Annotated in this window: 6 protein-coding genes; 1 reads left to right on the top strand and 5 read right to left on the bottom strand. The window is 46.9% G+C overall.

Annotated features, from left to right (window positions below; genetic code table 11):
- Nucleotides 1-152: 152 nt before the first annotated feature.
- From QZR21_RS06250 to QZR21_RS06270, 5 genes are all read right to left on the bottom strand, one after another.
- On the bottom strand, nucleotides 153-1,148 hold the full coding sequence (locus tag QZR21_RS06250) for an ABC transporter permease subunit (protein ID WP_296974414.1): 996 nt from the start codon (nucleotides 1,146-1,148) through the stop codon (nucleotides 153-155).
- On the bottom strand, nucleotides 1,145-2,710 hold the full coding sequence (locus QZR21_RS06255) for an ABC transporter substrate-binding protein (protein ID WP_296974417.1): 1,566 nt from the start codon (nucleotides 2,708-2,710) through the stop codon (nucleotides 1,145-1,147). Before QZR21_RS06255 ends, QZR21_RS06250 begins: the two co-directional genes overlap by 4 nt.
- 113 nt (nucleotides 2,711-2,823) lie before the next feature.
- Complete coding sequence (locus QZR21_RS06260; RefSeq protein WP_296974419.1) at nucleotides 2,824-5,022, bottom strand: TonB-dependent siderophore receptor; 2,199 nt, start codon at nucleotides 5,020-5,022, stop codon at nucleotides 2,824-2,826.
- Between the two features lie 150 nt (nucleotides 5,023-5,172).
- Nucleotides 5,173-7,212, bottom strand: a complete 2,040-nt coding sequence (locus tag QZR21_RS06265) for a TonB-dependent siderophore receptor (protein WP_296974422.1) — start codon at nucleotides 7,210-7,212, stop codon at nucleotides 5,173-5,175.
- Nucleotides 7,213-7,388: 176 nt separating this feature from the next.
- Nucleotides 7,389-8,225 (bottom strand): class I SAM-dependent methyltransferase, encoded by an 837-nt coding sequence (locus QZR21_RS06270; RefSeq protein WP_296096096.1) that lies wholly within the window; start codon nucleotides 8,223-8,225, stop codon nucleotides 7,389-7,391.
- 227 nt (nucleotides 8,226-8,452) lie between these two features.
- Here QZR21_RS06270 and QZR21_RS06275 point away from each other — a divergent pair, with 227 nt between their 5' ends.
- A complete protein-coding gene (locus QZR21_RS06275) occupies nucleotides 8,453-9,289 on the top strand; it encodes a MerR family DNA-binding transcriptional regulator (protein ID WP_296096094.1) in 837 nt (278 codons plus the stop codon).
- Nucleotides 9,290-9,441: the final 152 nt, after the last annotated feature.

The following is a 9,441-nucleotide window of genomic DNA, read 5'->3' on the forward strand; positions in this document are numbered from 1 at the left end:
ATCGCCTTCGCGATGAAAGTGTCTCACTGGATTTTCGCTCGCTACGCTCACTACAAATCCAGTTCGCTTACTTTTCCCTCTAAAGAGGGAGGGTTAACTTTTAACGGCAATATAAAAAGCGGCGCCCCACAATTTGTGCGCCGCCACATTCACTAAAACTCACTATGCGTCCCTCTGACCACCTCTATACCGTTGGACCGGAACATATCGGCCAAAGCCTCTATCTCCGGGCAGAGCTCTTTGGACCGTCCGTCGTCGCAGCAGCAGATCCCCAGATGGACAACATCGGGATGGATGGCCAGAATCCGCCGTACTTTCTCCACCAGGCCCTTATCATTCTCCAGGAGATGGCCACAGCCGCGTATGGAAAAGAGATTTTCGATGATCACAGAACCCCCCAGGATAGAGCCAAAGAACGTCCCCACCATGGTAATCACGGGAATCAAAGAATTGGGCAGTACATGATGTACCATGATATACCCCTCCGGCAGGCCCTTAGCCCTTTCGGTCAGTACAAATGGCTTTTCCATGGTTTCCAGCATACTTGCCTGTTCCAGCCGCAGCGTGGCAGCCGCCGTCCCTGCAGCCAGTACGAAGGACGGCAGGATCATATGAACCGCGTCCCCATAGCCACTGGAAGGAAGCAACTGCAGTTCCTCGGAAAAAAGAAGCATCATTATAATGGCCAGCCAGAATGAGGGGACTGAAATGAAAACAAGGGCAAAAATGCGGAGTACCATTTCTCGAAAACTCTCTTCATGGACCGCCGCCCATACCCCCGCCGGGATTCCCAGGAAAATCACCCAGCCCATGGCCCAGAGGGCCAGATGGAGGGTTACCGGAAAACGGCGGAGCAGTTCATCCAGTACGGGCTTGTGCGTGAGATAAGAGACCCCCAGATTTCCCGTCACCGCCCCGGAAAGCCAGGACAGGTACTGTACCCAGTAGGGCCGATCGAGCCCCATACTGTGGCGCATAGCCAGGATTTCCGCCTCCGTCGGTTCTGAAGAGCCATCCATGGTCAGCACCGCCACCGCCGGATCCCCGGGAGACAATACCCCCAGGGCAAAAGCCAGAATCGTAAGGCCTATAAGAAAAGGAACCAGCATCAGAATCCGGCGGAAAGCATAGAGCAGAAAATTTCTCATTTCTCCTCCTCCCCGGCCCAGTGGACCTTATCCAGCGTAATACCATATACCGCGGCATCATAACCGGCTAATTTCTTAGAGCACACCGCAATATTTTCATCTTCCACCAAGGGAACTATCGCTGGATGATCCAACAGTTCATTGATAATATCATCATAATATTTCTTCCGATCATCCATGGACCAGGTGGTTTCCAAGGCTTCAAAATCTGCGTCCACCTTCGGATTCGAGTACATGAAATGGCTGGCTTTATTCGTAGCACCGCCAGTCCGAAAGAAATCTGACAGCAATAAGGTGGGGTCCAGATTTGCAATGCCTCGGATACCGATGGACAGATCATAGTCTCCGGCTTTCATCATCTTTCGAGAAGTCAGATAGTCAGCCATTACAATTCTCATATCAATTCCCACATCCTTCAGCTCTGCCTGGATAAATTCAGCAATTTCCTTATAGGGATAGCGGCTGGATGTATCCTGGGGCAGCAGGAATTTCACTTCGACTCTCTGATTCCCCAATACCTCCCCGACAAGCCGCCTTGCTTCCTTAGAATCATAGACAGGAGAGACAACTCTGCCAAAAGGGTTCGTACTATTCAGGAAACTTCTCGTAGGCGTTGCAAAACCGCAAAAATAGAATTTAGCAATTTTATTTCGATCTATAGCCATATTAATGGCCTTGCGCATACGTTCATCCTGAAAAGGAAATCTTCCTCCATTGACAGACAGATAATGGGAAATAGTGGAATGGGCCGCATTGATTCTGAAATCACCGGTTTTCTCCAATTCAGAAGCCATTCTCGGGGTCAATCCGCCAAGATCAAGGACTCCCTGGATTTCACCGGCCCGCATTGCTGAATATCGTGTATCCACCGAAGGAATCGTGAGAATCCGTATACGGCTGGCTTTGGCCGGCTCCCCATGATATCCATCAAACCGCTCAATGACCGCATAAGAATCGGGCACCCTTTCCACAATCCGAAAAGGGCCTGTCCCGATCGCCGTACCGGTAAACTCACCGGTATTTGCATCAAAACATGATGGACTGAACATAGCACTACCCCAACCGGCCATACGGTAAATCAGCATGGGAAATGGATTCCTGAAACGGAGCCGGACAGTCGAGTCATCGATAATATCAATTCCGATAAGTCCCGGATAAAACCGTTCCAGAGAAAATGTGTAAAAAGAAGAAGGCTTAACCCCCATATGGCGATAGCGCTCAAAATTCAGGTAGACCGCCGCTGCGTTGAAAGGAGTACCATCCTGAAAGGTGACTCCTTTTTTTAGATGGAATGTCCATATTTTTTTGGATTCATCCGATTCCCAGGATTCTGCCAGACTGGGAGCCGCCTTGCCATCATTGGTCACTGCAACCAGTGGTTCCCATACCTTAACAATGGAAGAAGCAAAAAATGCATCTTCCGGTCCGGGTATGAGATCCCTGCTCGCAGCAAGGACTATTTCCCTATCAAAATTCTTTGTTACTGCATGGCCGCATCCGGATAGAGACCAAGTAAGAGAGAGCAGCATCAGGCAAAGAAAGCCGAATATAACTTTTTTCACCAATAATCAAATCCTTTTCTGCAATAATCGGTCCAAATTATGAGTGCATAAAAACAATGAAATGTGGGAAAAGGCAGTCCCAAGCCTGGAACTGCCCTTTTCTCCCCATCAGGTTAGAAATGGAATTTTGCGGTGAAGGTGAATGTCCTCGGTAAAGACAGGTAAACCTGGTTACCTCTGGATACTTCCCAATAATCTTTATTGAATACGTTGTTGCACATGAGAGAAAGATCGGTCGGTACTTTGCCGAAGTGGGTCCGATAGGTGGCGCCCAGGTCGAAAACAGTGTACCCGCCAACCCAGATCTGCTCGTTCTTTACTGGAGTCTTACCGGTATAAATAGCCCGTCCGAGAATACTCCATTGTTCATTGGGATTGTATTCCAGTCCAAGGACTGCTGTACGCTGGGTAGAACCATTGACACGAATTCCATCCAGTTTCCCTTTTGTGGTCTTTTCGTTTGTTGCATCCATATAGGAAAGGCCGCCGATAATATTCCACTTGGGAGCCAGCCTGCCATTGACCGTAAATTCAACGCCCTTATGCCGTTCTTCCCCGTCCCGGGTGCGGAATGGTTTTGCATAGCCATTACGATACACATCAATAAGGCCATCCTGTTTAATGTCATAGTAAGCCAGTGTATACAGAATATCGTTGTGTTCATATTTCACGCCGATTTCATTCTGTTTGGTTTTCAATGGCGGTAAAGCGGAACCATAGTTTTCATACTGGGTAGAAACACTGGTGCCGGCATCAAAGTTTTCCGTATGGCTTCCATACACTGCCCAGTCTTTATTTGGATGATAAATGACACCATAGGTCGGGCTGGTTGCACTTTCTTCTGTCTTGATAATACCGGTGAATTCTGCATGGGTTGTCTTATTCTTGTAATTGTAATCCCTGGTTGTTGCAGAATGGTGGTGCACTCCCAGAACTACGTCCCATTTCTTATAGGTCATATCATCGATGACGGATAAGCTCTTCACACGGGTCTTATTACTCCATGCATTATCAAAGGATGTAGAAGGAGAAGAGAACAGGGTGATTCCATCATAGAGGCTGCCCTTACCAATGGTCTTTGTTCCGCCCGTATTTACAGCAGTCTTTCTGTTTCTCCAGGCCTGGTTATAGGAAAGGGTAATATCATGGTGAAGGGCGCCGGTGTCATAGTGGGCAACGGTACCGAGCTGCCAGTAGTAATATTCCTGCGGCGTTTCTCCAGGACCTGCAGTTACATTAAATGTACCGTCCGCATTCAGTGTGTAGCCACTTCCACCGCCGGCCATTACGTTACGGTCCAGGTTATTCCTCTGCATACCGAAATTGAAGAAACCATCCCAGTGATCATTGAATTTCTGTTCATGGTTGTATACAGCCAGCCACCCATGGGTAGATTTCACCATGCCATCAAAGCCGTAATTGTTGGATCCCTTCGGAACCTTCGGAAGTCCGGTAGCATTGGTAATGCTGTTGCCAAGGATGAACCAGCGGAGCCCATTCTGGATATCCAGATTTCTATACCCAATGAAGAGGTTATCCTTGGACTTTTCCGTGGTGTGGTCAATATTGGCAAAAATGCCCTGGCCATTGATCTTGGTTCCCTTTACCGATGTACGTCCATTGATATTCTCAGTGGTAATCCTGATACCCCATTCTTTGTTATCCCCAAAACGCTGGCCCCAGTCCAGATATTCACCAAATAATCCACGGCCGGAAATGGTCTGGGTATAGTCAAATACTCCATTATCCGGCGCCACCTTCGATTTCAGACTGATAATACCGCCGGGATTAGTGGTTTCATACTGCACACCGGTACCATAGAGGCCCACGTTTGGCCCGGAAATCATTTCCAGAGATTCGATCGGGTACAGTGGAGTATTAAACTGGGTATACACGCCAGGAACATTGTTTACATAGAAGTTTGTTCCGTTTGTCCTGAAACCGCGGAACTGGAAATCCCCATGGAGAATGGAACCGGTCTGACGGACAGATGGCGAATTTGCCAGCAGCGCATCCATCGGCTTATCCGGACCCGTAAATGTCTCCATGGATTTTTCAGTAAAGTTTGTCTGGGTAAAAGGAATATCCTTTGTATTTTTCCCATTAAGGAAACCGGTCTGGGACTTAGTATATACAAAATCCCCCGGTAAAACTTCACGTTCCTTGTCGCGGTTGCCGATGACAACCACTTCACTTAACGTAGTTGTTGCAGATCCGGTATTTGAATCTTCTGCAAAAGCACAGACTCCGCCAAAAACAGAGGCAGTCAGTGCTCCCATTACAAGAGCAGCTAAAGCTCTTTCCCTTTTCATAATCATATCCTCCCTGATTCAATGATAAAAGCAATTTAATTTACATTCACCCGAATAAAGGATTTCTAAAAAAGCAGAGTGTTTCCGATTTGTTCAGAATTCCTTGTTCGCTAACAGTGATAAAACCACTGGACAGATTAATATTACAACTCAGAAATGAGCAGTTGCCGAAACGATATAAGTCCTGCCGGGATTATACATCAGCATACCGTCGGCATAGCTTGTGGTGGCAGTAGACCAGTACTTCCTGTCAAAAAGGTTATATACATTAACGGAGAAAGTCATTGGCAGGGTTCCGATATTATGATCATAAGTAGCTCCGAGGTCAAAACGTGTCCAAGAAGGGACTCTAATCTTGTTAGCAGTATCTGCATATGAATTTCCAAAATGGAGGACCCGGAAATTCATATCCAACCCTTTCACAGGTGTCTCCCAATCCAGCGCCATGGTTGCATTGATTCTAGGCGTGCCATGTACACGATTTCCATCATTTGTGCCGGAAGCAGTATCTTCATATTTTGCATTCAGCAGCATAATACCGCCGGTTGCTGTTAACTTAGGTGTAATCTTGCCAAAGACATTCCATTCAACGCCCTGGTTTATATTTTTACCATCAAGGACGGAATAATTATCAGAATTCTTTACGACAACCCCCGGCTGCTTGATGTGGAAATAACTGAGCGTAGTTCCCCAGTTGTGGAAATCCCATTTAGCCCCGAATTCGTACTGCTTCGTCTGGACAGGCTCAAAGACATCCTTTTCATTCACTGTGCCGGAAATAGGAGCAACTGTAGTTAATCCTTCAGAATAGTTAGCATAGACAGACATTTTGGGCGAAGTTTTATACAAAATGCCAAACATAGGTGAGACTCTATTCTTATCATAATGTTTTGTCATTTTGCCACTGGCATTAAATCCCTTGGTTTCAATTTCCTGCCTGCGGGCACCAACAATAAATTTCAAATGGTCATCCAAAGCGGTAATAGTATCACTAATTACATAGCTCCGATCTATGACTCTGGAGCTTCGATACCAGGAACCGCCAAGATTTTTGGGAGCTCCATCATTCACTGCCCAAATACAGGAATAGATATTCCCCTGTGGTTTAGACCGCTGGGTAGCATGAGAATAATTCAGATAATACCAGCTATTTGAAAGCATCTCATATCCGGCGTTAATTTTATGATATGTACTGCCCAGTTTATAGTCGAATACGAACCCGCCGGTAAGAGCCCGTCGGGACCGTTTACTGTCCTGATCCCCGCCAAATCCGTACTTTCCAAAGTTATAGTCACCGGCATCATTCAAGAGTACCGGTTTCTGGTCCCAGTAACCGGGCCATGTCAGTTTCTCATAACCGCCGCGTAAATAAACCATGACATGATCGTTCAGCTTCTGTTCATGGGATAAAGTATAAACGTGGCGCTGGTGAGATAAATCAGACCAGTCAGGCATAAAATTCTCAACCACATTTTTGGCACTGGGTAAATGAGTAACCGTTTTTCCCCAATTCGCAGCGACATTGAGCACCTCTGGCATACCATGATTTTTAAGGCTGTCATAGCCAAATACCATAGAAGTTTTACTGGAAGAAGTCTTCTGATCTACATGGATGAAGAAATCCTTTCCATTCATTCTTTCATGGTCAAAGCTGGTAGTTCCATTATAGGTTTCTCCATTGATACGAACACCCCAGCGATTATTATCCCCAAATCTCTGGCCCCAATCGATACCTGTGGTGAACATTCTATGGCTGGAATAAGTCTCGGAAACATCAAAATTTGGCTTGTCTTTTGCAATTTTAGGAACTAAATTAACGAATCCTGAAACGCTTTGATTGATACCTGTACCACTCAAAACGACGTTAGGTCCAATAACAGTATCAATTCGTTCAACCCAATTCATGGGAAGTGCGCCCATTGCAACCATGCCGGGAATGCCATCCATCAGTTCATCATGAGTATTGAACCGAACGCCGCGAATCTGGAGTTCTACGTTATTATTGGTAGATGCCCCACCAACACTGATGGACGGATTATTTGTAACTGCATTAAAAAATGTCCTGCCAGGTAAAAATCCCTGTTTAATTGTTTTATCAGTGTAGGAATTAATATTAGCCGGTACTTCCATATAGTCTGTATCACCATAAATGCCAAAATGAATCTTGCGATCCGTCTTTCCCCCTGGCATAACAGACGAATCATTATATCGGTCACTATTGATAACAACAGTTCATGTAATTCGTATAATTCATAAGACTGCGGGATTAATTACCCCTAGTCGCATTTTATAATAAAATAATAATCTTGTATTCTTTAAAAGTCAATTATTGGTTAATTAAATACCATCCTATATAGTTCTGAATTCTACCCTTCCTTCACAAAGGAAATGACCTGGACGATTCTTTCTGAGCGGTAGAGGTAGCCTTCTTCCGTCTTTTCGCAGTGGTGGAGGAATTTTTCTTCCAGCTGGTTGTTGAAGTTCATATAGGTCAGTTCCCCCAGGTCCGATTTCATTTCCTCTTCCCCGCTTGCCAGAGTGGGATAGAGTTTCGTCCTGTCATACTTCATGAATTCCACGTCCGCGTGGATGCCCATGTCCCAGAGCATGAGGGGCATGAGCATGTAGTCATTATTTCTGTGGTAGTCCAGATTCAGGTCATCGTAGATCCTGTAGAGCAGCGGCTTCAGCAGGGTGCGGACGATGATGAAGCCTTTACGTCCATAGAGGACGATTTTCTTCAGGGCCTCCCGCATGTAGCATACCCGGTACAGAGAGTTCACGGCCAGCACGAAATCCGTCTCGCAGGGCTGTGAAAAATCCTCCCACTTGGAACAGACGGTCCGGATATTTCGGATATCCTGCTTCTTCATTTCCCTCGACAGCACTTCCAGCATGGCCGGTGAAAAATCGAGAGCCAGGATTTCCCGGCACTGCTTCGAAAATGGGAGAGCAAAGTTCCCGCTGCCGCATCCCAGGTCCAATAGATAGGACCCCTTTCCGATAATGGAGGAAATCTTTTCCTTCAGCCCCGGCACATCCCGGTACAGGTTGAACTGCTGGGAATAATCGGGAGCCAGCTTCTCCCAGAAAGCCAATTCCTTCCGGTCATCAAACTGGCGGCCCGATTTCTTTTCTTCATTCCAGCCCTGTTCCTTCTGCCAGACCTCGTCGAGGTTTATTGTTTTGAATCGATACCTCACAGAATCACCCCTCAAATGGGTCAACAAGTTCTCATGGCCGTACTTTACACCTTATAGCCTTAATAAAGTCAATCCGTTTCTTTTTAAATTTCGCATTATTTCCTAATGTTATAGAGTAAATAATCTATGCTTTCCTTATTTTATCCGTTCAGTTTCTCATGGAATTGCAAAGATTTCCTTAAAAGTGTATAGTGGCTATAGACTTTTGGGAAAGGAGCCATGGGACCATGAAAAGCCGAAAATATTACACCCCAGCAGAATTTGCGAAGCTCTTCCGGATCGACCGGCAGACGCTCATTTATTACGACAACCATGGCATCTTCTCCCCCAGTTTCAAAAACGAAAATGGCTACCGCTACTACGGACTGGACCAGGTCTTCCGGTTTGCGGAACTTCTTGCCCTGCGAAAACTTGCCATTCCCGGCTGCCGGCTCTCCGAATTCAGCGCAGCCCCTTCCCGGGATCTGCTGAAAGAAATTCTGGAAGACAAGATCATGGAGTATGAAGAAGAACTCCAAAGGATTACCCGGTCCATCAAGGATATGAAGTCCACCATCCACAGTATGGAACAGGAAAATATCCTGCCCATGGAACAGATCATGCTCATCCCCCATGGCACCCTGTACTGCCAGCGGAGCATCGTCTTCCATGGCCACACCTCCCACTGCGAAGCCTTCCTCCAGAGCGCCCCATTGGTGAGCTTCTATGCCCGGAGCCTCTTCTCCGGAGCCCTCCAGTTTTCTTTCCTCCCCGATTTTCAGGACCTGGAAGACCTCGCCAGTCCCCACGACTACCGGCTAGTCCTCCTCTCCCGGGATCCCCATATCTTCCAGAATCCCCTCTCCTACGGTCCCTCCCTGTACCTCACCATGCTGCTGGAAAAACCATTCCACAGGAATGAACGATATTACCTCCGCCGCATCCGGACCTTCATGGAACAGCTCCACCTGAAAAGCAAAAACACCCTCTTCATAACTCTCCAGAGAACCGCCGCTACCGACAGCGGCGATCCTGTGTTCCATACAAAGCTGGAACTGCAGGTGGAGTATGAAAAGGGTGACTGAGTGGGCGAGTGAATGAATGGAGCCTTGAGCGGATCAGGCCCTGCGGGCCGGGTGTCGGGTGGCTGAGTGGCGTACGAACGTGTGGGGGCTTCTAGCTGCTATAGTAAACGACAAAAATAATTTTATTTAAAGCTGCACAGGGTTCGAAGCTG

This window comes from uncultured Dialister sp. (assembly GCF_900541605.1).
GTDB lineage: Bacteria > Bacillota > Negativicutes > Veillonellales > Dialisteraceae > Dialister.

Excerpts from the sequence above, each read along its gene's own strand:
- QZR21_RS06250 (WP_296974414.1), bottom strand. The coding sequence starts at position 1,148 with ATGAGAAATTTTCTGCTCTATGCTTTCCGCCGGATTCTGATGCTGGTT.
- QZR21_RS06260 (WP_296974419.1), bottom strand. The coding sequence starts at position 5,022 with ATGAAAAGGGAAAGAGCTTTAGCTGCTCTTGTAATGGGAGCACTGACT.
- QZR21_RS06265 (WP_296974422.1), bottom strand. The coding sequence starts at position 7,212 with ATGCCAGGGGGAAAGACGGATCGCAAGATTCATTTTGGCATTTATGGT.
- QZR21_RS06275 (WP_296096094.1), top strand. The coding sequence starts at position 8,453 with ATGAAAAGCCGAAAATATTACACCCCAGCAGAATTTGCGAAGCTCTTC.